This is a genomic window from Acinetobacter sp. 148, assembly GCF_031196675.1.
GTDB classification, from domain to species: Bacteria; Pseudomonadota; Gammaproteobacteria; order Pseudomonadales; family Moraxellaceae; genus Acinetobacter; species Acinetobacter baumannii.
On sequence record NZ_JAVIMT010000005.1, the window covers coordinates 18,633 to 41,421 of the forward strand.

The 22,789-nt window shown below is 40.0% G+C and carries 19 protein-coding genes and 1 riboswitch; of the genes, 9 read left to right on the plus strand and 10 right to left on the minus strand.

From position 1 onward, the window contains the following. Nucleotides 1-19 precede the first annotated feature (19 nt). The 3 genes from znuD to RFX69_RS00140 all read left to right on the plus strand — a co-directional run bounded on the left by znuD (nucleotide 20) and on the right by RFX69_RS00140 (nucleotide 5,042). Nucleotides 20-2,101 (plus strand): zinc piracy TonB-dependent receptor ZnuD, encoded by a 2,082-nt coding sequence (znuD, locus tag RFX69_RS00130; protein ID WP_289332760.1) that lies wholly within the window; start codon nucleotides 20-22, stop codon nucleotides 2,099-2,101. A 75-nt stretch (nucleotides 2,102-2,176) separates the two neighbouring features. Then, nucleotides 2,177-3,640: a phospholipase D family protein gene (locus RFX69_RS00135; protein ID WP_199970712.1), complete on the plus strand. Its 1,464-nt coding sequence runs from the start codon at nucleotides 2,177-2,179 to the stop codon at nucleotides 3,638-3,640. 37 nt (nucleotides 3,641-3,677) lie between these two features. Continuing rightward, nucleotides 3,678-5,042: a hypothetical protein gene (locus RFX69_RS00140; protein WP_000230456.1), complete on the plus strand. Its 1,365-nt coding sequence runs from the start codon at nucleotides 3,678-3,680 to the stop codon at nucleotides 5,040-5,042. A gap of 65 nt (nucleotides 5,043-5,107) precedes the next feature. Here the strand turns inward: RFX69_RS00140 and RFX69_RS00145 are convergent, their stop codons facing one another. Further along, nucleotides 5,108-5,554 carry a hypothetical protein gene (locus tag RFX69_RS00145; protein WP_001290059.1) on the minus strand — a complete coding sequence of 149 codons (447 nt, stop codon included), beginning with the start codon at nucleotides 5,552-5,554 and terminating at the stop codon, nucleotides 5,108-5,110. Between the two features lie 164 nt (nucleotides 5,555-5,718). On the opposite strand from RFX69_RS00145, the gene RFX69_RS00150 reads away from it, so the two are divergent. Continuing rightward, nucleotides 5,719-6,102, plus strand: a complete 384-nt coding sequence (locus tag RFX69_RS00150; protein WP_000743010.1) for an RcnB family protein — start codon at nucleotides 5,719-5,721, stop codon at nucleotides 6,100-6,102. Nucleotides 6,103-6,139: 37 nt separating this feature from the next. On the opposite strand, the gene RFX69_RS00155 is transcribed toward RFX69_RS00150, so the two are convergent. The 4 genes from RFX69_RS00155 to RFX69_RS00170 form a co-directional block, all read right to left on the minus strand. Then, complete coding sequence (locus tag RFX69_RS00155; RefSeq protein ID WP_001113293.1) at nucleotides 6,140-6,622, minus strand: phosphate-starvation-inducible protein PsiE; 483 nt, start codon at nucleotides 6,620-6,622, stop codon at nucleotides 6,140-6,142. Nucleotides 6,623-6,741: 119 nt separating this feature from the next. Further along, nucleotides 6,742-8,523: an acyl-CoA dehydrogenase C-terminal domain-containing protein gene (locus RFX69_RS00160; RefSeq protein WP_001123422.1), complete on the minus strand. Its 1,782-nt coding sequence runs from the start codon at nucleotides 8,521-8,523 to the stop codon at nucleotides 6,742-6,744. 167 nt (nucleotides 8,524-8,690) lie between these two features. Beyond that, nucleotides 8,691-10,493 carry an acyl-CoA dehydrogenase C-terminal domain-containing protein gene (locus RFX69_RS00165; protein WP_271056142.1) on the minus strand — a complete coding sequence of 601 codons (1,803 nt, stop codon included), beginning with the start codon at nucleotides 10,491-10,493 and terminating at the stop codon, nucleotides 8,691-8,693. A gap of 289 nt (nucleotides 10,494-10,782) precedes the next feature. Then, entirely contained in the window at nucleotides 10,783-11,163 is a 381-nt protein-coding gene (locus RFX69_RS00170) for a hypothetical protein (RefSeq protein ID WP_271056143.1), read from the minus strand. A gap of 131 nt (nucleotides 11,164-11,294) precedes the next feature. Here RFX69_RS00170 and baeS point away from each other — a divergent pair, with 131 nt between their 5' ends. Next, a complete protein-coding gene (gene baeS, locus RFX69_RS00175; RefSeq protein WP_005119692.1) occupies nucleotides 11,295-12,953 on the plus strand; it encodes a sensor histidine kinase efflux regulator BaeS in 1,659 nt (552 codons plus the stop codon). Between the two features lie 19 nt (nucleotides 12,954-12,972). Then, nucleotides 12,973-13,659, plus strand: a complete 687-nt coding sequence (locus tag RFX69_RS00180) for a response regulator (RefSeq protein WP_000680577.1) — start codon at nucleotides 12,973-12,975, stop codon at nucleotides 13,657-13,659. A gap of 63 nt (nucleotides 13,660-13,722) precedes the next feature. On the opposite strand, the gene RFX69_RS00185 is transcribed toward RFX69_RS00180, so the two are convergent. Next, nucleotides 13,723-15,165, minus strand: coding sequence for a YdiU family protein (locus RFX69_RS00185; RefSeq protein ID WP_001160211.1), 1,443 nt, complete (start codon nucleotides 15,163-15,165; stop codon nucleotides 13,723-13,725). A gap of 113 nt (nucleotides 15,166-15,278) precedes the next feature. After that, nucleotides 15,279-16,451 (minus strand): acyl-CoA desaturase, encoded by a 1,173-nt coding sequence (locus RFX69_RS00190; RefSeq protein WP_000199593.1) that lies wholly within the window; start codon nucleotides 16,449-16,451, stop codon nucleotides 15,279-15,281. Nucleotides 16,452-16,659: 208 nt separating this feature from the next. Between RFX69_RS00190 and RFX69_RS00195 the strand changes: the two genes are divergently transcribed. Beyond that, complete coding sequence (locus RFX69_RS00195) at nucleotides 16,660-17,190, plus strand: META domain-containing protein (protein ID WP_289332761.1); 531 nt, start codon at nucleotides 16,660-16,662, stop codon at nucleotides 17,188-17,190. Between the two features lie 28 nt (nucleotides 17,191-17,218). Here RFX69_RS00195 and RFX69_RS00200 read toward each other — a convergent pair whose 3' ends face one another. From RFX69_RS00200 to RFX69_RS00210, 3 genes are all read right to left on the minus strand, one after another. Further along, nucleotides 17,219-17,932, minus strand: a complete 714-nt coding sequence (locus tag RFX69_RS00200; protein ID WP_031379422.1) for a glycerophosphodiester phosphodiesterase — start codon at nucleotides 17,930-17,932, stop codon at nucleotides 17,219-17,221. A gap of 72 nt (nucleotides 17,933-18,004) precedes the next feature. Further along, on the minus strand, nucleotides 18,005-18,583 hold the full coding sequence (locus RFX69_RS00205; protein ID WP_000509974.1) for a cob(I)yrinic acid a,c-diamide adenosyltransferase: 579 nt from the start codon (nucleotides 18,581-18,583) through the stop codon (nucleotides 18,005-18,007). A gap of 95 nt (nucleotides 18,584-18,678) precedes the next feature. Continuing rightward, nucleotides 18,679-20,541: a TonB-dependent siderophore receptor gene (locus RFX69_RS00210; RefSeq protein WP_289332762.1), complete on the minus strand. Its 1,863-nt coding sequence runs from the start codon at nucleotides 20,539-20,541 to the stop codon at nucleotides 18,679-18,681. A gap of 35 nt (nucleotides 20,542-20,576) precedes the next feature. Beyond that, nucleotides 20,577-20,784, minus strand: a riboswitch (cobalamin riboswitch). A gap of 126 nt (nucleotides 20,785-20,910) precedes the next feature. On the opposite strand from RFX69_RS00210, the gene RFX69_RS00215 reads away from it, so the two are divergent. Both RFX69_RS00215 and trpB read left to right on the plus strand, forming a co-directional pair. Then, nucleotides 20,911-21,570 carry a phosphoribosylanthranilate isomerase gene (locus tag RFX69_RS00215; RefSeq protein ID WP_000083551.1) on the plus strand — a complete coding sequence of 220 codons (660 nt, stop codon included), beginning with the start codon at nucleotides 20,911-20,913 and terminating at the stop codon, nucleotides 21,568-21,570. Beyond that, nucleotides 21,554-22,783, plus strand: coding sequence for a tryptophan synthase subunit beta (gene trpB, locus RFX69_RS00220; protein ID WP_289332763.1), 1,230 nt, complete (start codon nucleotides 21,554-21,556; stop codon nucleotides 22,781-22,783). The genes RFX69_RS00215 and trpB overlap by 17 nt, the downstream gene beginning before the upstream one ends. The last annotated feature ends 6 nt before the right edge of the window (nucleotides 22,784-22,789 follow it).

A 22,789-nucleotide genomic window follows, 5' to 3' on the forward strand; every position in this document is an offset into this window, starting at 1 on the left:
ACGATTAGAGACTCACCTCATGTTGTTCTATAAAAATATTTTGACCTTATCCATTTTGGCTGCCATATCTATACCTGTATTTGCAGCAGAAAATGAAAATATTGAGAAGTTAGAAACTATCCGCATCAAGGCGCACCCCCTTGAGCAAACTTCAAAAGATTTTGCAGTCGCTGATACTGTAGTTGACCAAAAGCATTTGACTGAAGGGGCCGCCACTATTGGGGATGCGCTCAATAGTGAGGTGGGGATTTATGCGAATCAGTTTGGGGCTGGTTCAAGTCGTCCGGTGATTCGTGGCCAAGATGGACCACGTGTTAAAGTTCTTCAAAATTCATCTGAAAATGTGGATGTCTCAACTTTGTCTCCTGATCATGCTGTAACAGTAGATCCAGTTCTCGCAAAACAAGTTGAAGTGATTCGTGGACCCTCTACTTTATTGTTTGGTGCGGGAACTGTTGGTGGTTTAGTCAATGTTATTGATAACAAGATCCCTACACAAATGCCTGAAAATGGTTATGAAGGACAAGTTGGCTTACGTTACAACACTGGAAGTGATGAAAAGCTGGCGAGTGCTGGGATAACTGTAGGGTTGGGAAGCCAAGTTGCATTACGTGTTGAAGGGTTAACACGTGATGCGAATAACTATATTGCACCAAACTATATTCATGAAGGTGAAAAAGAGCGCCGTGTAGACAATACTTTTGCGCAGGGTGACTCGGTTAATGTTGGTTTGTCTTGGATTTATGACCGTGGTTATACGGGTATTTCTTATAGTAATCGTCGAGACCAGTATGGCTTACCCGGGCATAGCCATGAGTACGAAAGTTGTAGCGCTCATCTAGGTGGAAGACCGCATTTGCATTGTGATCCACATGAACATGAGCACGAAGATGGAGAAGAAGCTCACGATCATGAGCATGAAGAACATGAGCATGAACATGGCGGTCCATGGATTGACTTAAAGTCTGAGCGTTATGATTTTAAAACCGAGTTAAACGATCCATTTGCAGGCTTCCAAAAGTTACGTGGCCAAGCGAGCTATACAGATTATCAGCATGATGAGATTGAAGAAGGGGCAATCGCAACTCGATTCCAAAACAAAGGTTATGATGGGCGTATTGAGTTAGTCCATAACCCTATTGCTGATTGGGAAGGGGTAATTGGTACCCAGTTAGGCCAACAAAAACTAAATTTAACTGGTGAAGAAGCATTTATGTCACCAACTACTACCAAAAAGTGGAGTGTTTTTGCTTTAGAACATAAACAATGGAAAGATGTTCATTTTGAACTTTCTGCTCGTGCAGATCAGCAAGAAATCGATGTAGATGATAACTCTAAACAAGATTTTGACGGTTCTGCTTTTTCCTATGCAGGTGCTGCCAACTGGGAGTTTGCGCCAAATTATAAGCTTTCATTTGTAGCATCACACCAAGAGCGTCTGCCTCTTGCTCAAGAGTTGTATGCAAATGGTGCCCATTTTGCTACGAATACTTATGAGTTAGGAAATGATCAACTCAGTAAGGAAAAATCAAATAATGTTGAGTTAGGTTTGCATTTTGATAATGACAAACTCGATTATCATCTTCATGTTTACCATAACTGGTTTGATGACTACATCTATGCGCAAACCCTTGACCGTTATAAAGACTTCCGTTTAGTTCAATACACTCAAGATAAAGCTCGTTTCTATGGTGCAGAGGGTGAAATTGGTTATCAAATTACGCCAATGTACAAGATCAGTGCTTTTGGCGATTACGTGCGCGGTAAGATTGATGCCGAGGGCAATGCTCCACGTATTCCGGCTGGGCGTTTAGGTACTAAAGTTGATGCAGATTTTGGTGACGGTTTTAGTGGTTCTGCTGAGTACTATCATGTCTTTAATCAAGATAAGATTGCGGCTTATGAAACCGAAACAGAAGGCTACAACATGCTCAATTTAGGGGTAGCATACTCTGGACAATATGGTGCAAAAACAGATTATCGCGTTTATTTAAAAGCGAATAATTTGTTAGATGACACGGTTTATCAACATGCGTCGTTCTTATCAAATATCCCGCAAGTTGGACGTAACTTTACCGTCGGTGTAGATTTTAGTTTCTAAGGCTTCAACACGAAACTAAACTTGAAAAATCAAGCCAAAAGACCTAATTTGAAACTATCAAGTTAGGTCTTTTTTATGCGTATTTTTCAGCGAATTCATCAAAAGTTAAATTGGTCAGGACGTCGTTATATGGCGGTCATACTTTGCGTTGTTGCTATTGCATATCTTGCATCGGCAATTTATCACACAGTGAAACCATTGCCGCAAGGAATTAACTTTAGTGGCAAGCTCAGACATGCCGATGTTAAATTTTTAGCCGATAAAACGTATATTGATGCGAATGGGCAACAACAGGTTGATCAGCACATCTTTGATGAAATCTTGAAAATGATTGATGAGGCAAAAACCACAATTGTGGTGGATATGTTCTTATTTAATTCAGAAGTAGGCGATTCAAATCTAAAGCAAAGACCATTGATGCAAGAGCTCACTGATGCACTAATTAGTAAAAAAAGACAAAACCGTCAAATTCAGGTTGTTATGATTACCGACCCGATTAATTCGGTATATGGTGGACTAAGCCCTGAACACTACCGTCAATTACGTCAAGCTGGTGTTGATGTCATCGAAACGAATCTGGCACCTTTACGTGCTTCTAACCCATTCTGGTCGGGGTTTTGGTACATCTGTTGCCAAAATATTGGCAATAATCCAGAGAAAGGTTGGTTACCTAACCCTTTTGGCGATGAAAAAATTACGCTACGTAGTTATTTGAACTTATTTAACTTTAAAGCAAACCACCGTAAAACTGTTGTCGTTGATACCGATGCGGGTTGGAAGTCATTGGTGACTTCAGCAAACCCGCATGATGGTAGTTCGCGCCATTCTAATGTGGCATTGGTGGTAAATGGAGCCACAGCTGCTGATGTACTGCAAACCGAAGCTGCTGTTACGCAAATGTCAGGAAGTAGTTCACCATCACTTATTTTAGGCGATTTTGAAAAAGACGTTAGCAAGCCTCAAGTTCAGGTGTTAACTGAAGGGGCAATTTATGAAGCTGTATTAAAATTAATTAATACGGCTAAACCTAAAGAACATCTTGATTTAAGTATGTTCTATTTGTCTGAACGTAAGATTATTAAAGCTCTAAAAAGTGCCCAAGAGCGTGGTGTTATTGTTCGTGTTTTATTAGATCCAAATAAAGATGCGTTTGGTAGACAAAAGAATGGTATTCCAAACCGTCAGGTAGCGTCAGAATTACATGTTGCCGGCATTCCAATTCGTTGGTGTGATACCCATGGTGAGCAGAACCATAGCAAAATGATCTTGAAATATAATGCTCAACAAGCTGAGTTAATTGTAGGATCTGCCAATTTTACAGCCCGTAATTTAAAAAATTATAACCTTGAAACGGATATGTTGGTTGTAGGCAAAGTTCAAGATCAAGTCTTTAAAGACGCTCAGAATTACTTCAATACTTCGTGGTCGAACCTACAAGGTAGACAGATGAGCGTGGATTATACGAAGTATGCCGATGAGTCTAAAGTGAAGTATTGGATTTATCGTTTTATGGAATGGTCAGGATTATCGACTTTTTAATTGAATACAGTATTTTGATAAAAACGGAAAATGATTAATGGTTGAAACCTTAGAATATGCTTTGGCATTGAGTTATGGTAACCAGAATATTTTGATTGATTCAATTCGGGCAATTGAATCATTAAAAGTATTAGCTACTCAAGAAAACCCACAAGCACTGTTTGAACTTGCTCTGTTTTATGATCACGAGAGGGGGGATTGCATACTGCCTCGTAATATATATTTTCGTGACCAATATCTACTTCATGCGGCACATTTGGGCCATGCTCAAGCCATTATCACATTATTTGATTTATTAAAAAGAAAAAATACGATTTTCGATATAGGGTATTACGACGAAAATTATACTGATCAAATCTTTGGTGAATTACATCAGATTACAGATCAATTAATTGCGCAGGGAAATACTCAAGCGTTACTTATCAAAGCTAAGCATGGAGTTGCTTATCCAGACACTGAAAGTATGCAGTATCTGTATCAGGCCTGGAATCAGGGTGAAAAGCTGAGTGCCAGTTTGTATTTGTCAAGATATGATGATGAAGAATTGAAGCAGCTTGGATTATTTGATGCCACGGCATGGAACGATTATTTTGAGCATGCGCAGCAAGACCTAATGCAGTATCTGGAACAAGCTTTTCAACGAGGCCATATCCAGAAAATTATTGAATTTCTTCGAACTGATGAAGCCAGTTATATATCAGAACAAAACCGAGAACAGTTGTGGCAGTGGCAACAGCAGTTTTATCAACAGCAAGCGACTTTAGGTAGTGCAGATGCATGGCTGCAATTGTCAAGGCTGACAGAAAATTCGTTAAACTATTTAAAAAATGCAGCAGAGTTGAATCATCCAGCCGCAATGTATGCCTATGCCTATGAGTTAGATCAAAAGCCTGATCTCGGTAATGATGAGTTAGATGAAATTGAAAAATATTTTACTATTGCTGCGGAACATAAACATGCACAAGCATTATATGAAAAAGGACGTTATTACATTGAGGATGATCCAGAGCTTGCTAGACAATATTTTCAGCAAGCCAGCGAATTAGGCTGTCTGGACGCGGTTGAATGGATGGTTGCTTTAACTGAGCAGTGTGAACAGGCGCAGTGGGCAGAACTGGCTTTTAAATATGGTAGCATTGACAATAAAGTTGCAGAGGTCTTAATTGTGGCATTGAGAGGTGGTTTTGGAATTCAGGAAAATCATCGACTGGCAGATGAACTGAAATTACGTTTGGAGGCGACCAGTTATTGGGATCAGGTCTTTTCGTTTGCTTTACCTGCTGCTCAACAACACTATGAGAAACAGATACAACCGCAAATGGAAGGGCTTTTTGATGAAATTGCAGAACAGCCTGGTTTTAGAAGCAGGATAGCATCACATATAAAAAACTGGTTTAAATAGATGGGCTTCTCTTTAACTTTTGAAGAAAAATTCTGTGAAGTTAAAGAGAAGAATTATTTACTTTATTAAGGCGCTGGCGGAATCAACTGATCCAAAGCCTTATCATCTAACTTCTCTATTTCACTCAAATCCGTCTTAATTTTCCACTGCGACTCATCATCTACAGGATTCGGCAAACGCGCTTCCAGCCAATCACAAACCACATCTGGAGAAAACTCAGGGTGATTACACTGAATAACCCATGATAAAAAATCTTTTGCTTCGCCATTCATGTAAGGTGGTGGAGATACAGGAAAGAATAAAGTAGGTAAACGCTCATTCGTCGACAGATAATTTAAAACATGCCCGAGTTCTTGAACGGTTTGCCATGCGAGAGGGTGTTCTACATCAATACTGAACTTAAACCACCAAGCGTGTTCGCCATCTGCTCCATGAGCCATGATACGGGCTTCTTGTACACTTGGAACTTTGCAGAAAAATTGATGAAGACGTTCAAAACTGATTTCAGACACAGCAATTGACCTAGCTTGAAAAATGCTAATGGTAGCACAGATACAGATTCTTCATATTTTCTTTATAGTCATTACAAACAATATCAATCAAAGCCATTTTATTCATGGTTTCTCCTTGACTCTCTCTTAATCTAGCTTTAGATCAAGATAAAAAGGAATACTCCATGAAAAAGCCTATTGTTCTCGTACTTTCAACATTAATGTTGGGTATGTCGGCAACTGCGATGGCCGATTCAAATCATCGTTGGGATAACTATCACGGTAAAGAACATAATCGCTATGAACAGCGTCATGATTATCGTTATGACCACCGCAATGATCATAGAGCTCCTGTTTGGTCACATTCTGAGCGTGGCAACCATTATGGCCGATATGTAGCCTTTAAGCGCGGTGATCGTATTCCTGTGGAATACCGTAATAGCCGTTATTATGTCTCAGACTGGCGTGCACATCGCTTATATGCACCACCACGTGGATACCACTGGGTGAAGACTCCTAACCAATACTTATTGGTTGACTCGAAACATCACATTTATCGAGTTCGTTAAATGTAAAATAAAAAATGGCCCGCTTGGGGCCATTTTTTTATGCCAACTCGTCATCTTGCGGTTGGGGTGTTTTTAAAGAAGTAGGTGTTTTTGAATGTTTTTCTTTCATAACAGATGGGTAGTGCCAAGAAGCAAAACGGACAACTAAAATAGAGAGAGCTAAAATAAGAATTGAGCCAGTAATAATGACTTGATCAAGGTCGGCTTTATGGTCATGTTGGATATCAGAAATAAGTAAACGTGTTAGGGCTGTAATGGCGACATAAATAAGAAAGCGTACAGGCATATGATTGGTTTTAAAGTAAATTCCAACCATTGCCCCAAGTTCTAGGTAAATAAATAACAATAAGATGTCATCGATTGATGCATATTTTTTGACGGTCAGAATTTCAAAAACGGTATGAGCAGCAGACCAAGCAATCATACAGCCTATGATAAATAAGGCTAAATAATGAAAAGCCTCAACAGCATAATGTCCAAACCGATCAAGGGTTCTTTCAAACTTTTTGGGATCAGGCATAGTAAAATCTTTTTTGATATGAGAATGTTTAGAAATTAAACAAATTTCGTGCTAATGGAAATAGTAAATACAAAATAAAAAAACGCCTGATTTTTCAGGCGTTTTTATAAAAAATTTAATTAAGCTTGATTTGTAAAGTAATCTTCACTAAAGCCCATAATTAAGTCTGAACCTGCTTTGATTTTAGCAATACGTGCATCAATATCCGGCAAGATACGTTCAACAAAGTATTGAGCCAATGCAAGTTTGTTTTGGTAGAAATCACCAGACTTATCTTTAGCAGCGGCAGCAATTTTTGCAAACATATAAGAGAAGCTGAGTAGACCCACTGCATGTAAGTAATCAACAGCAGCAGAGTTCGGGAACTCTACGTTCTCTGCAGCTTGCTCAATAATAAACTGAGTGATTGCTTCGATTTCAGTTGCAGCATCTAAAGTTGCATCTTTAATGAAGTTCAAATCAGTGTCTAGGTCATTTGCAAAGTCACGAATTTCAGTGATGTATTCAGCAATGAATGCACCGCCACATTTAATGGTTTTACGACCAATTAAATCTTGAGATTGAACGCCGTTAGTTCCTTCGTAGATTTGAGCAATACGAAGATCACGGATACATTGCTCCATACCCCATTCACGAATATAACCGTGACCACCAAATACCATTTGAGCATCTAATGTCGCTTGGAAGGCTGTATCTGTGAGGTAAGCTTTTGCAATTGGGGTTAAAAGCGCAACACGGTCATTGGCTTTTTTCACGGCTTCTGCATCAGTTGAGAATTTAGTGATATCGAGCTGCTGGCCTACATAAACTGCAAAGGCACGAGAAGCTTCATTATTGGCACGTACATTTAACAACATACGACGTACATCGCCGTGGACTAAAATGCTGTCAGCAGGTTTGCTTGGTGATTGAACACCAGCTGCACTACGACCTTGTAAACGGTCAGTCGCGTATTGAGCAGCATTTTGATAAGCAAATTCAGAAGCACCTAAACCTTGAATACCCATTGATAAACGTTCGTAGTTCATCATCACGAACATGGCAGCAAGGCCTTCGTTTTCTTTACCAACGAGGTAACCTTTCGCACCGTCAAAGTTCATCACACAAGTTGCAGATGCTTTGATCCCCATCTTATGTTCAATAGAGCCTGGGCCAACATGGTTGCGGTCACCTAAAGAACCGTCTTCATTTACAAGGTATTTCGGTACGATAAATAACGAGATACCACGTGAACCAGCAGGAGCATCTGGAGTTTTAGCAAGTACCAAGTGAATGATGTTTTCTGCTAAATCGTTGTCACCGCCAGTGATGAAGATTTTAGTACCTGTAATGTTATAAGTACCATCTTCATTGCGCTCGGCTTTAGTTTTGATAATACCTAAGTCAGTACCGGCATGTGGTTCAGTCAAACACATGGTACCTGACCATTCACCTGAATAAATCTTAGGTAAATACGTTTCTTTTTGCTCTTGAGATGCGTAGCTACTTAAAGCCATACCTGCACCTACTGAAAGAAGTGGGTAGAGCATGAAAGATGGGTTGGTCGCGAATAACATTTCATCGGCAAGAACGGTAAGCATTTTTGGCATGCCTTGACCGCCCCATTCTTCATCTGCACCTAAGCCAATCCAACCACCTTCTGCATATTGACGAAATGCATCTTTAAAGCCAGCAGGAGTAAAGACTTCGCCGTTTTCGTAGCGAGCGCCTTCTTCATCACCAGTACGGTTTAATGGATGAGTCACGTTCTGAGCAAATTTAGCCATTTCTTCTAAAATTGCTTCAGCTGTTGCAGCATCTACATGAGCGAGTTTCTCATTAGCCTGCCAAAATTGTTCTGCTTTAAATACATCATTTAAGATGAATTTCATATCAGCTAAAGGAGCATTGTAAATTGGCATAATCGTTCACCTTTTTTGTGCACATCGGCCTGTGCTAGATATCCTGTAAAACGAAATGGATATTGAATTTAAAATCTAAATTTATCATTGATTTTATAAAAAAAGGACCGTCAAAACTGAGCAGTCCTTTTTTGGTTTTTAACATTGCATATCGCAACTAACTATGATTAGAAAGCGAAATGTTCAGCATCTAATGCCATCAATGGGTCTAAACCACCTGCGATAACGTCTACATGAGAGCGTACACGCGGTAAAATTTTCTTGAAGTAGAAGCGAGCAGTAGTTACTTTCGCATTGTAGAAATCAACATCGGTTGTACCCGTAGCTAATTTCTCTTGTGCTACAAGCGCCATACGAGCCCATAGATAAGCTAAAGTAACGTAACCAGAGAAGTAGAGGTAATCTACAGCCGCTGCACCCACTTCATCCGGATTTTGCATTGCACGCATACCGATTTGCATAGTGAGGTCGCCCCATTCTTTGTTCAGCGCAGCAAGTGGCTCAACAAATTCTTTCATGGCAGCATTGTCTTTATTTGCTTCTACAAACTTGTGAACAATCTTAGTGAAATCACGAAGCATTGCACCTTGAGTTTGTAAAACTTTACGGCCTAACAAGTCCAGTGCCTGAATTTCAGTTGTACCTTCATACAAGCAAGCAATACGTGTATCACGTACGATTTGCTCCATGCCATGCTCAGAAATGAAGCCATGACCACCGAACACTTGAACACCGTGCTTAGCAGATTCAGAACCTGTTTCAGTTAAGAATGCTTTTGCAATTGGAGTTAATAAAGACAAGATGTTGTCAGCAAACTTACGCTCTTCTTCAGTTTCGCCTTTTTCAACGATATCTGCATATTGAGCAAGTAAGTAAACAAGTGCACGACCACCTTCAGCAAATGCTTTTTGAGTTAACAGCATGTTACGAACGGCAGGGTGAACGATAATTGGATCTGCTTCTTTTTCTGGAGCTTTAGGACCAGAAAGTGAACGCATAGCTAAACGTTCTTTCGCGTAAGTTAAAGCGCCTTGGAAAGAAGACTCAGATGCAGATAAACCTTGAACCGCAGTACCAATACGTGCTGTGTTCATGAAGGTGAACATACAGTTCAAACCACGGTTTTCAGGGCCAATTAAATAACCTTTTGCTTGGTCAAAGTTAATGACACAAGTCGCGTTACCGTGAATACCCATTTTGTGTTCGATTGAACCACAACGTACGGCATTACGTTCGCCTAGAGTTCCGTCTGCATTGACGTTGAACTTAGGAACGATGAATAACGAAATCCCTTTAGTTCCTTTTGGTGCGCCTGGTAGACGAGCAAGAACGATATGGATAATGTTTTCAGCCATGTCGTGTTCACCAGCAGAGATAAAGATTTTCTCGCCAGAGATTGCATAGCTACCATCTGCATTTGGTTCTGCTTTAGTACGGATAATACCTAAGTCTGAACCTGCATGAGATTCAGTTAAACACATCGTACCTGTCCAAACACCTGAAACAAGATTTGGTAAGTAAGTATTTTTTTGCTCTTCAGAACCGTGATGTTCTAATGTACGTACTGCACCGTGAGACAAACCAGGGTACATACCCCATGCCCAGTTAGAGCTACCTACCATTTCTGAAATTGCGATACCTAAAGAGTTAGGTAAGCCTTGACCACCGTATTGTTCTTCTGCTGATAAAGACGGGAAGCCAAGTTCGATGTATTTTTGATAAGCTTCTTTAAAGCCTGTTGGTGTAGTTACAACACCATCATTCCAAGTACAACCTTCACGGTCGCCAACTTGGTTTAAAGGAGAAAGTTCATTTTCACAGAAGTCTGCCGCAGCTTCTAAATATTGATCAACCAATTCACGGCTTACGTTACCTTGAAAGTCAGGTAATTTTGCATAGTGTTCTTCAGCATTTAATAATTCATGCAAAACGAATTGCATATCACGTAAGGGCGCTTTGTATTGTGGCATATCGGGTTCCTCAATACTGGTGAAACCAGAGTTATAATCCTAATCTACGATAATGTGCCATAAGGCACCTTGAACTATTACATCGTGCAACAACTTGCATAACTGTACAAGCACCTCGGGGCCTTTACTTTGTGACTGCAAAGTCAAGAAAAAAATACTTGAACTATGTAAGTGCTTTGAGTGTAAACACTTTTGATGAAGTTTAGATGAGACAAATAGTCAAAATCGTAAATAGTTATGTATAAACAAAAGGCGCCTTCTGGCGCCTTTTGTTTTACTGTTTTTAGAATTATTTTGCTTGAGTCGCTACTGGAGCAGGGGCATTGACTGGTGGTTGAGGACGTTTTGGCTCAAAGCGGAGGTTACATGTACCTTCAAGTGTTTTATCTCCAACTTGAACATTGACAGTTTGTCCAACAGCTTTACCTTCACATGCTTTTTGAATTTGCTCAAAACGAGCTTTACGCTCTGCACGGTGTTGTTCCCATGCTGCTTTTTGTTCAGGCGTAAATTCACGGTGTTTCATACGATGGTGGTGACCATCACGTGGGCCATTTTGCATCATGCCATGTTCTGGCTTAGGTGGTTGAGTTGTTGATTGACAAGCAGCCAAACTACCCATAGTTACAATTGCTGCACTGAATAATGCAATTTTAGCCGTCATTTTCATGGTTAAAACCCTTTAATGTTTGTTTTAAGATGACTTAAAGATTAGATAATAAAGATGAAGAAACAATGGAGAGTTTTTCTTTTCGTTGTTGGTTACAATGCAAAATATAGAGTAAAAATGAGAGAGTGCTTTTGAACGTTCTACGTGTTCCCATAGCCTTGCGGTTATTTTTAACGGTCTTGCTTACCACGCTGTTAATTGCAACTGCAAGTTTGAGTGTTCTGCACTGGACGATGCAAAAGAACTTTGCCAAATATGTAGCCGATGTTGAAATGCAAAAGCTAGATCGGCTCATTACTAATCTGGGAAATGTATATACCGTTTATCATGATTGGGGGAATGCGATTCAGGCACAAATCTTACAAATTGAAGGAACGGCAGCACCAGATGATTATGACCGTCTTTCCCAGTGGTGGTTACGCCGCCAATATGATATTGCCATTCAGCAGCATTCTTTCGATGAACACACTCTCATTAATATTTCTCCAGATGCGGGAACGGTAAATAAGAACTCTATTTTTAGTGATGAAGAACTACGTACGCTTGAGCAAAACTTACCTTCGGAATATCAACCGTTTGAAGGTTTAAGATTCCCGCTAAGTGCAAACCAGTTTCGTCCAAGCGATGATAAAAACAAATCAAAAAAAGGAAGCCTCAAAGACATTGAGACGCAAAATGGTAAGAAACGTTTTATTGCTTTACCAGACCGGCTGGGCTTAAGTTCTCGTTTATCTTTATATGATGCCAAACACCAGTTCGTAGTGGGGGAACCGCCGTCTTCGGATCAGATGTCTTATCGCCCGATTATGGTCAATAGTCAGGTCGTAGGTTATTTAGGTCTAAAACCAGTTTTAGATAAAGAAGATGCATTAAGTATTAATTTCTTCAGTAATCAAAAGCGCTATTTACTTTTAATTTATGCCTTAACATTACTGTCGAGTTTAGTTGCAGCACTTTTAATGGCAACTTATTTTAAAAAGCCAATTCAGCGTCTATTAAATGCAACAAATGAGTTAACAAAAGGTAATTATCAACACCAAGTTGTGATTAAACGAAATGATGAGTTAGGTGATTTATCTACTCAATTAAATCATTTAGCTGAAATTTTACATCAGCATGAAGAATCACGACGTCAATGGGTTGCAGATACCTCTCATGAATTGAAAACTCCATTGGCTGTTTTGCAAGCGCAGATTGAAGCGATGCAAGACGGTATCCGAAAGGCAACACCTGAACATCTTGATGCCATGATGCGACAAGTTTCGAGTTTAAAGAAATTGACACAAGATCTGGCAGACTTGGCTCAGGCTGATGCTCAACAACTTAAATGTTATTTGAGTTCGGTTAATCCTTGGGAAGTTATACTGCAAGAAGTCGAAAATTTCAGACCTAAACTCGAACAAGCAGGGTTAGAAATTGAGGTGGAAGGCGAAGGTGCTTCTTTACTGTTAGACCGCGATCGATTTAAACAAATTATTGTTAATTTGATTGGTAATAGTATTCGCTATACCGAAACAGGTGGAAAGATTCATATTCATACAAGTCAAACGCCTCAGGAATGGACTTTATATGTCGACGACAGTCCATTTGGTTTAAGTGATGAGCAATTATCGCGTTTAGGTGAACGTTTTTATCGTGTCGATGATTCGCGTACGCGTAGTACAGGTGGAACAGGATTAGGCTTAGCTTTATCTTGTAAAATTGCGCAGGCGCTTGGTGGTACACTCAGTTTTGAACACTCACCATTAGGTGGTTTACGTTGTGTACTAACCTTTAAAAAGCAGAGTTAAATAAAAGGAAAAATGGCCCATGAAACATATTATGTTGGTTGAGGATGAAGTCGAGTTAGCGCATCTGGTGCGTGATTATCTTGAGGCTGCTGGATTCGAAGTAAGCATGTTTCATGATGGTCAGGATGCTTACACGAGCTTTCAACAACGTAAACCTAATTTAATGATTCTGGACTTAATGGTTCCAAGAATGGATGGTTTAACGATTTGCCGTAAGGTACGTGAACAGTCAGATTTACCGATTATTATGGTGACGGCACGTACCGAAGAAATTGATCGTGTCTTGGGTCTAAACATGGGGGCAGATGATTATGTGTGCAAACCTTTTAGTCCAAAAGAACTGGTTGCTCGTGTGCAGGCCGTTTTACGTCGTTTAGAACGTAAGGCTGAGCCAGAGCAAAATGATTCTTTCCGTATTGATAAAGCACAGCAAAGAATTTGGTATCAACAAAAATCTTTAAGTTTAACGCCAACAGAATTTCGCCTACTTGAGTTATTTTTAGAACATGTGGGGCAAGTTTATTCACGTGCACAATTATTAGATCATATTAATCCGGACAGCTTTGATGTTGCCGACCGAGTTATTGATAGCCATATTAAAAACTTGCGTCGAAAAATCACGGAAGTGGCCGAAACTGGTAACCGTCATGAGTGGATTCAAGCTGTTTATGGAGTAGGTTACCGCTTCGAATATCCAGAAGAATAATTGCTTAGAAAAGTTATGCTGTGGATAACCACAATGTTATCCACAGAAAATGTGGATAAAAAATTAAGAAGAACAGCTCACCGCGACATCAGGTACATCGCTTGGTAACGGACCTAAATCTTCCGGTTTTTCCAAATCTGGTTGTCTTGTATAGGGATGGTTGAGTAGCTTAAATAAGCGGTCAACCTCACTAAAATCATCTCGCTCCGCTGCCTCAATAGCTCGCTGTGCCATATGGTTACGTAAGATATAAATTGGATTTACCTGCTGCATGTTTGCATCAAGCTCATCAATATCTTGATATTCACGGATGTTTTGATACTGCGTAAGGAATGCATCAAATTGTCGAATATCAAGGCAGTCATCACGTAAAGCTTTGTATTCTTTATTTTGAAGGCGAATGAAGCTTTGGGTGTAATCGAGCTGCTCCGCTTGCAGAATACGCAAAAAGCTTAAGCCGCATTCAGTACTGTCTTTATGAAAATGAGGAAGCCCCATTTTTTGACATAACCCAGTGGTGTAATGCTCAATAAAAGTCGGCTCAAATTCTTCTAGGCAAGCGGCCAGCGCTTCTTTGAACTGTTCTTTATGCTCAGGTTCGGCAAGTGGAATAAGATTATTTAACCAAGTCCATAAGTTCCAGTGCGCAATACTCGGCTGGTTTTGATAGGTGTAACGCCCTTGGTAATCGGAATGGTTGTTAATCCAATTTGGTCGGAAACGTTCCATAAAACCGTATGGACCAAAATCAAGTGTAGAACCCGTAATATTTAAGTTATCGGTATTCATCACACCATGAGCAAAACCGACCAACTGCCATTTGGCGATCATAATGGCTGTATTTCTAATCACAGCTTTAGCAAAAGCTAAAATAGGTTGCTCTTCTTGTTGGCATTCTGGATAGTGCCATTCAATACATTTTTGAGTGAACTCGGCCAATAGCTCAGGTGCATATTGATTGATCCATTCAAAATGGCCTAAACGGATATGACATTCAGATGTTCTAAGTAACATTGCGCCAGGTTCTAGCTTTTCACGCTGTACACCTTGAGTGGAGCTTGTAAAACCTACTGCGTGACTAGAAGCCACCCCTAAAGCATTTAAAGCATGTCCTGCTAAATATTCACGAATAACAGAGCGTAAAACTGCTCGCCCATCTCCCATACGTGAATAGGGCGTGGGGCCTGCACCTTTTAAATGTAAATCTATAGTTTGGCCTTTTTTATTAAGAATCTGCGCAATGAGTAAGCCACGTCCGTCGCCTAGTTGACCGGCCCATTGCCCAAACTGATGGCCTGCATACACCATAGCCAAAGGCGGGAATTCCGAGAAGGTACGCTGACCACTGCAAATTTCTACCCAAGCCTGTTTTTCTTCATCTGTCCATTGTAACTCTTCGGCTAAAGCTAAATTAAAGTGTCCAGCCTTTGCACCACGAAGCGGAGAAGGTTGCTGGATATGAAAAAGCTTAGGATTGAGCGATGAATAAAGCGGATTAAATTGCATAGGCTGGACTAAATATTTGAGGCAAAATTCACTATACCATAGTTAAAAACAAGCCAAAAAAATAGCACCTGCAAAGTATGACTCTACAGGTGCTATTTCGGGATAAACACGTATTAGTCTGGTACGACGTTTGTGTTCTTTTTAATGTTACGCATTAAAGTTTCTAAACACTCACGGTGATGACTCAAACGATGTTCAAGCAATTGGAAATCAACTTTTAACTTGTGATCCATTTTGTGAATCTTTTCAGCCATTGCTGCTTTCTTTGCTTGTAACTCTTGTTCTTTGAGTTTCGCCCAGTCATTTAAAGTATGTGTAAATGCTTCATACTCTTGAGCAATACGTTGCTTCATTTGACTAATGTCGGCATTTACATCATGACCATAAATAGCCAAGTCTTGTTCAGCATATTTAAACTTCATTGCCAATTCTGCTTTTTTAATATTAAAGCTTGGAATACGACGTAGGTTCTTTGCTAAACCAATCTTAGAGCATGTCCAGATTAGCCATTTTGTTGGATCATATTGCCACCATTTCACACCATTACGATAGTCGTACTGGAAAATATGGTGATAGTTGTGGTAACCCTCGCCCCAAGTTGCAATCGCTAACCAGAAGTTATCACGTGCTGAGTTTTCATCGGTATAAGGACGTTTACCGAACATGTGGCAAAGTGAGTTGATGAAGAATGTAACTTGATGACTAATAATTAAACGTAATAGACCACCAAGAAGTACAACACCCCATAAATCGCCAGTTGCCCAGCCAACCAAACCTAAAATACCAACGTGAACTGCTACGACCATCAAGGCGTAGTATTTATGTTGGAACATCACCAGTTTGTCATTGAGTAAGTCTGGTGCATTTTTAAAATCTGGTTCAGATGGAGAATGATCGCGGATCATCCAACCCATATGGGCATACCAAAAGCCACGTTCAATTGAATATGGATCTTCATCTACATCGTCGACATGACGGTGATGGGTACGGTGACCAGATGCCCAAAACAGAATACTGTTTTGTACAGCAAATGTGCCGCCAATCATTAAAAGAATTTTAAGTGGTAACGACGCTTCATAAGCACGGTGTGCCCAAAGACGATGGTAACCAGCAGTAATCCCCATGCTACTTAAAGCTAAAAGAAAAAATAAGCTTACCCATGCGCTTACACTAAAATCATAATAATACGCATAAATCGGGATTATGATTGCAGCAAGAATTGGTAAACCAATTAAGGTAATGCTAGCGGTCCAGTTAATTGGGGCCTTGAGTGGGGCGGAAGTCATATCCGGCAGCGCTCCTAGAAACCTTGTCATACAAGGTAAAAAGACAAATCGACATAGCAAAACCAATCTTCAAGATATATTGCTATTTTGCACATCATATTAGCACGTGCTTAGTGAGAATCACTAGCATTATTGTACAGATGTATTGAAAGAACCGTAACAGAATTAAACCATGCCTGACAACATTTCAGATAGGAGAAGTTGTGTAATGAAAATACAGCGATTGAGAAAAAAGAATAGCATTGATATTGCAAGGAAATTGCCATTGAAATGTCTTTTCATCGCAATCAGCCTTGTATTGGCAGCATGTCAAAGCACGCCGCAACCAAATAATCACAAAGGCCAAGTAAAACCAACATATCGTGTACAAACGCCAGTCGTGAAAAAGAAAGTAAGTCCTGATGGTATTCAAGATATAGATTGGCAAATTACCCAGATAAATGGTCATAAGGCAAAATTCTTTAACCAGTGGCCGACTCTTTCATTGAACTCTACAGTCAAAACAGTAAATGGTCACACAGGATGTAATCGTGTTTTTGGACGATACGCTTTTGATTTCAGCCAAAAGAAACTTGATATGGAAGTTAACGCAGGTCATTCGAGTTGTGATGGCGCGTTGGCTCAAGAAGCAGAATTGGTCGATTCTTTACAACGTATTAAACGTTTCCAGTTAGTAGGTAATACCTTATATTTACTTGATCAAAGCGGTCAGCGTTTGATTCAGGCCGAGAAAAAATAAAAGGTGGTCAATACCACCTTTTTTATATTTAAAGAGCTTCAAGCATTGTGGTTGGAATATCTGTAATTAAGCCCTGAATATCTAAATCCCGTAGTCTCTTTGCTCTTTCTACATCGTTCACTGTCCAGACACTAATGTTCAAACCAGCTTGATGAGACAATTGAATCATTTCATCTGTTGCAAGTTGATCATGCCAGCCAATATGACAGCACCCATATTGATGAGCAAGTTCAATCGCCGTTGCTCCAACCGGAAGTTCAACTAACAATCCGCGTTTAAATTGAGAGTTGATATCACGTAAAGCGGTTAGAATTTGAAGATCAAAACTTGTGATGGTCACGACTTTCTCGAAACCTTGTAACTCAGTCTCAAGCTTTTGAACTAACTTTTCTGCTAATGCCATATCTCTTACCGCTTTAACTTCAACTTCAATATGATCAAAGTTATCAAGTAAATTTAAAACGCCTGTAAGAGTAGGGGTTGGTTCAGAGGTTGGCCAGTTAGGCCAATTTTGACGATGATCAAATGATAATGCTTGAGCCAATGTTGAGTGCTCTACAATCTGGTCGACACCTGCCGTGCGCAAAAAATTATCATCATGAATAACGACCAACTCTTGATCTTGCAGCTGACGAATATCAAATTCGACACCACGAATACCTAAATTTTTAATGTGCTGAAAACCACCTAATGTATTTTCAGGAGCTTCTCGGCGTGCACCACGATGACCAATAATGCGCATAGATTTCTATTGTCCGTTCTTTTTGATAATGATCTCTTTAAACGTAGAGACCATTCTTAACTTAATCTATTTTTAAATCATCTCATTAATATTTTTTTGCCAAAGGACTTCTTGTCCACCTTCAGCACGCTGTAAAGCACGCGATGCGACAAATAACCAGTCAGATAGACGATTTAAAAGTTGGAGTGCTGTAGCTTGAATATTTTGATCACGAGTTTGCACTGACATGAGAGATCGTTCTGCACGACGACAAACGGCACGGGCTTGATGGGCATAACTGCAAGATAAAGAACCAGAAGGTAGAATAAATTCTTTCAGCATAGGCAAATCTTCATTCATACGGTCAATTTCTTTTTCAAGAAATTCAATACAAACCGGCTGAAGCAAATTGTAATTTGGAATACAAACCTCTCCACCTAAATCAAAAAGCCAATGTTGAATCAGACTCAAGCTTTTGTCCCAATCAGCTTTATTAGCCACTTGGCTAGCTGTAATTTGTGCACGGAGCACACCAATAATGGCGTTTAGTTCATCGACATCACCCAGTGCCGCAATTCTTAGATCATCTTTAGCAACACGAGAGCCATCGCCTAAACCTGTGGTACCTGAATCGCCTGTGCGTGTATAGATTTTGCTTAAACGGTGTCCCATGATGTATATCCTGAACATAAAAAAGGGGATAATGTCGGTCAGAACATTACCCCGAAACTGGAGTTAAGAAAATATTTTTATAATAAAGTTTTCGCTTAGTAGTTTAAGGTCACACCAGCTGATGCAAGGCGGCCACTATTTACGTAATAGATGCCTTTATCATAGGAAGCAGTTTTATATTTCACATCTCCAATATTCTGGATATTGGTAAAAAGCTTAACGTTTGGTGTGGCATTCCAGTAACCATTGAAGTCAACAGTTGTATATCCTGGCGTATCTTGTTTGTAGTCTTTCGCTTTAGATTTTGCAGAAAGTGAAATACTCAGTCCGTAATGTTCATTTTGTAAACCCGTACTTACAGTAAAGCTTTGACGAGGACGTCTTGATAATTCTTGATCTGTTTCATCGTTGATAGCTTTAACATAGTTATAAGATGATTTAATAAATAAGTCATCTCTATTCCAATTTGCATAGACTTCACCACCGCGCATAGATGCCTTGTCGATGTTGATATTTTGATAAACAGGGAATGTATTTATCCAATCGCCATTACATACAGCTATACAGCGTGATTCAATTAGATTGTCTATTTTGGTGTAATAGGCAGAAAGGCCAGTCGAAATATTGTAATTTAACTTCTGATCTATACCGACTTCATAAGAAATACTTTCTTCTGGCTTAAGATTGGGATTGCCACCAGAACCATACATGTCATTTAGTGTTGGTGCTTTGAAGGCTGAACCAATGTTGGCATAAATACTCGTCAATGGTAAAAGTTGATAACGGATTGCACCTTGTGCCACGGTATGTGTTCCGTATTTTTCGTTATCTTCAACACGAACACCGACTTGAGTATTTAAACCATTGTTCTGATATTGATGTTGTACGAAATAGCCTGTGCTATTGACATCTTCATCGTAAGGCGAACCATAAGAGAGTACATCGCCATCAATATTTTGATGAGTTACGCCTGCCAATACATTTTGAGATGAGGTGAATTGCCATTTGCCGTAAACCTCTGCTTCTTTTGTCGTACTATGTACAAAATCCCTTGAACCATTTTGATCAAGTTCATCTTTAAATTGAGATAATCTTGCATTTAGAGAAATATCTGAATTGAGATTTACACGGCCACGAATATTAAGTAATTCATTTTTGAAATCTTGAGAAGTCAATGAACCATCGTAACGAAAAGTATCGTATTGGCTTGTCCCTTCATTTTGTGTGTAGTCAACAGATGCCCCGAAATCTTCTTTTTCTACCCCAACTTTAGTGCTGAAGCCTTTTTGATCATAAGAAGCTTTTTTAATGTCATTACCTTTTAGATCAGTGATACGTGAACCGTCAGACTCTAAACGTTGACCGCGAACTTGCGCATAAAATCCGTTTTCGGCAAGATCTGCGCCTACAATCGATTTATAAGTTTTATTTTCACCAATTTCACCTGTCACAAATGCTGAGGTTTTTTCTGGAGTCTTTGAAATAATTTGTACAACACCACCAATAGCATCAGTACCATAAAGAACTGATGCTGGTCCTTTGAGAATTTCAATTTGTTTAATATCTGTGGTATCAATAAATGCAAGATTTGCTGCACCAGTTGAGGCAGTGTTCAGACGTGCGCCATCACGTAAAATCAAAGCATGCTCAGAATTAGTACCACGAATAAAAATTGAAGATGTTTGCCCTAAGCCACCACTTTGAACCATATTAATAGCTGCATCACTCATTAATAAGTGTGGTAATTCAGCAATAGGTGACTGTTCTACAATTTTAGGTTCAATAATAGAAATTCGAGCCGGAACTTCACTTGCTTTTTCAGCACTTTTTGAAGCAGTGATAACAATTGGGTCAAGCTGAGTTGCATCTGTTGCATCTTCAGCAAAAATAACAGGTGAACACCCCATCGCAATAGCGATAGCCCCTACCAGACGAGTAGGTTGAAAAGATTTAGACATAACATGCTCCATACATTCACCCCACGTGAATGATCGGGTAGATAGATGAAACAAGTAGGTCTCCGGACTTCAGCGCCATAATTCATTTATGGACATATTCACCTTCCCACACTATTGCAGTGGTGTAAGTCGATTTCGACTTAAAAAATATGCTTTACATTGTTACCGTTGCGGGGGCAGTGCCGGACTTTCACCAGCTTCCCTAAAGCATGAATTGCTTACACTTGCTTCCATTTGAACGCAGTATAAAGTGCCGAATTACTTCGTACAATGTCATTTAAAGCAATTCCCTGAGAACTTTTACGCAAGGGGCAAAAATTGCATTACAATGGCGCTTATTTTAAGAAATGGTTGTAGTTTAAGCAGCTCATGAGCCAATCAAACCAAAAACGTACACGAGCAAAAATCTGTGGAATTACTCGCAAGCAAGATGTTCAGGCAGTAGTTGCAGCGGGAGCAGATGCGATAGGCTTTGTTTTTTTTCCTCCGAGTCCAAGAAATGTAACAGTTGAACAGGCAGAAGAATTAGCAAAACTCGTTCCGCCTTATGTACAAATGGTGGGTTTGTTTGTAAACGCGAGTGTTACTGAAATTCAGGATATACTTGATTGTGTTCCCCTAGATGTATTACAACTACATGGCGATGAAACTCCAGAACAATGTCAGGAAATAGCGCGTCATTGTAAACGTCGCTGGTATAAAGCGATTCAGGTTAAACCTGATCTGGATGTAATTGCTGAAATTCAAAAATATCAGGCAGCTGGTGCCAGTGCTGTATTGCTCGATGCATGGCATCCTGAGCTTAAAGGGGGCACAGGACATCAGTTTGACTGGTCTAAATTCCCGAAACTTGATATTCCATTAATCTTGGCAGGTGGTTTAACCCCTGACAATGTCATTGACGCTATTCATACTACCGGTGCTTTTGCAGTAGATGTGAGCGGAGGCGTAGAGTCCGCAAAAGGTATAAAAGACCAACAACTCATTGAACGATTTATGCAAGGAGTCCAACGTGGATCAGCAAAATAATGTGATTGACTATACCCAATTCCCAGATGCAAATGGGCATTTCGGTATCCATGGCGGACGTTTTGTGTCAGAAACTTTAATGGTGGCATTAGAAGATTTGGAAAATCTCTATTCCCGCATGAAAAATGATGAACAGTTTTTGGCAGAATTCGACCGTGACCTCGCCTACTATGTAGGTCGTCCTAGTCCACTTTATTATGCTGAGCGATGGTCAAAAGAGTTAGGTGGTGCGCAAATTTACCTTAAACGTGAAGACTTGAACCATACAGGCTCACACAAGGTAAACAACACGATTGGTCAGGCGTTATTGGCAAAGCTTTCTGGTAAAAAACGTATTATTGCCGAAACTGGTGCAGGCCAGCATGGTGTAGCAACAGCAACAATTGCAGCACGTTTAGGTCTTGAATGTGTTGTTTATATGGGTGCTGAAGACGTTAAGCGTCAAGCGATGAACGTTTACCGTATGCGTTTGTTGGGTGCAACAGTTGTACCTGTGCAAAGTGGCTCTAAAACATTAAAAGATGCCATGAACGAAGCGATGCGTGACTGGGTAACCAACGTTGATACAACATATTATGTGATTGGTACAGTTGCAGGCCCGCATCCTTATCCTCAACTTGTTCGTGACTTCCAGTCAATTATTGGTCGTGAAGCGCGTAAACAGATTTTGGAACAAGCAGGTCGCTTACCAGATGCATTAGTTGCTTGTGTAGGTGGTGGTTCAAATGCTATGGGCTTGTTCTATCCGTTCTTAAACGATGCCAGTGTAAAAATGTATGGTGTTGAAGCCGCTGGTTTTGGTATTGAAACTGGTAAACACTCTGCGCCGTTAAATGCGGGCCATGTGGGTGTATTGCATGGTAACCGTACTTACTTGATGAGTGATGAACAAGGTCAGATTATTGAGACACATAGTATCTCGGCGGGCCTTGATTATCCGGGTGTTGGCCCTGAACATAGCTTCTTGAAAGATATGAAGCGTGTAGAGTACGTGCCGATTAATGATACAGAAGCTCTACAAGGTTTCCGTGACTTAACCAAAATCGAAGGGATCATTCCTGCGCTTGAAAGCTCGCACGCGATGGCGTATGTCTCTAAGCTTGCACCGACGATGTCTAAAGATCAGATTATTATTGCGACTGTTTCAGGCCGTGGCGATAAAGACTTAATGACAGTTGCACGCATTGATGGCGTAGAAATGGTCGAGATGTAAGAGGAT

What these genes read in the sequence shown, in the direction of transcription:
- znuD (WP_289332760.1), top strand. Translation starts at nt 20, where the DNA reads ATGTTGTTCTATAAAAATATTTTGACCTTATCCATTTTGGCTGCCATA.
- RFX69_RS00135 (WP_199970712.1), top strand. Translation starts at nt 2,177, where the DNA reads ATGCGTATTTTTCAGCGAATTCATCAAAAGTTAAATTGGTCAGGACGT.
- RFX69_RS00140 (WP_000230456.1), top strand. Translation starts at nt 3,678, where the DNA reads ATGGTTGAAACCTTAGAATATGCTTTGGCATTGAGTTATGGTAACCAG.
- RFX69_RS00150 (WP_000743010.1), top strand. Translation starts at nt 5,719, where the DNA reads ATGAAAAAGCCTATTGTTCTCGTACTTTCAACATTAATGTTGGGTATG.
- RFX69_RS00155 (WP_001113293.1), bottom strand. Translation starts at nt 6,622, where the DNA reads ATGCCTGATCCCAAAAAGTTTGAAAGAACCCTTGATCGGTTTGGACAT.
- RFX69_RS00160 (WP_001123422.1), bottom strand. Translation starts at nt 8,523, where the DNA reads ATGCCAATTTACAATGCTCCTTTAGCTGATATGAAATTCATCTTAAAT.
- RFX69_RS00165 (WP_271056142.1), bottom strand. Translation starts at nt 10,493, where the DNA reads ATGCCACAATACAAAGCGCCCTTACGTGATATGCAATTCGTTTTGCAT.
- RFX69_RS00170 (WP_271056143.1), bottom strand. Translation starts at nt 11,163, where the DNA reads ATGAAAATGACGGCTAAAATTGCATTATTCAGTGCAGCAATTGTAACT.
- RFX69_RS00180 (WP_000680577.1), top strand. Translation starts at nt 12,973, where the DNA reads ATGAAACATATTATGTTGGTTGAGGATGAAGTCGAGTTAGCGCATCTG.
- RFX69_RS00185 (WP_001160211.1), bottom strand. Translation starts at nt 15,165, where the DNA reads ATGCAATTTAATCCGCTTTATTCATCGCTCAATCCTAAGCTTTTTCAT.
- RFX69_RS00190 (WP_000199593.1), bottom strand. Translation starts at nt 16,451, where the DNA reads ATGACTTCCGCCCCACTCAAGGCCCCAATTAACTGGACCGCTAGCATT.
- RFX69_RS00195 (WP_289332761.1), top strand. Translation starts at nt 16,660, where the DNA reads ATGAAAATACAGCGATTGAGAAAAAAGAATAGCATTGATATTGCAAGG.
- RFX69_RS00200 (WP_031379422.1), bottom strand. Translation starts at nt 17,932, where the DNA reads ATGCGCATTATTGGTCATCGTGGTGCACGCCGAGAAGCTCCTGAAAAT.
- RFX69_RS00205 (WP_000509974.1), bottom strand. Translation starts at nt 18,583, where the DNA reads ATGGGACACCGTTTAAGCAAAATCTATACACGCACAGGCGATTCAGGT.
- RFX69_RS00210 (WP_289332762.1), bottom strand. Translation starts at nt 20,541, where the DNA reads ATGTCTAAATCTTTTCAACCTACTCGTCTGGTAGGGGCTATCGCTATT.
- RFX69_RS00215 (WP_000083551.1), top strand. Translation starts at nt 20,911, where the DNA reads ATGAGCCAATCAAACCAAAAACGTACACGAGCAAAAATCTGTGGAATT.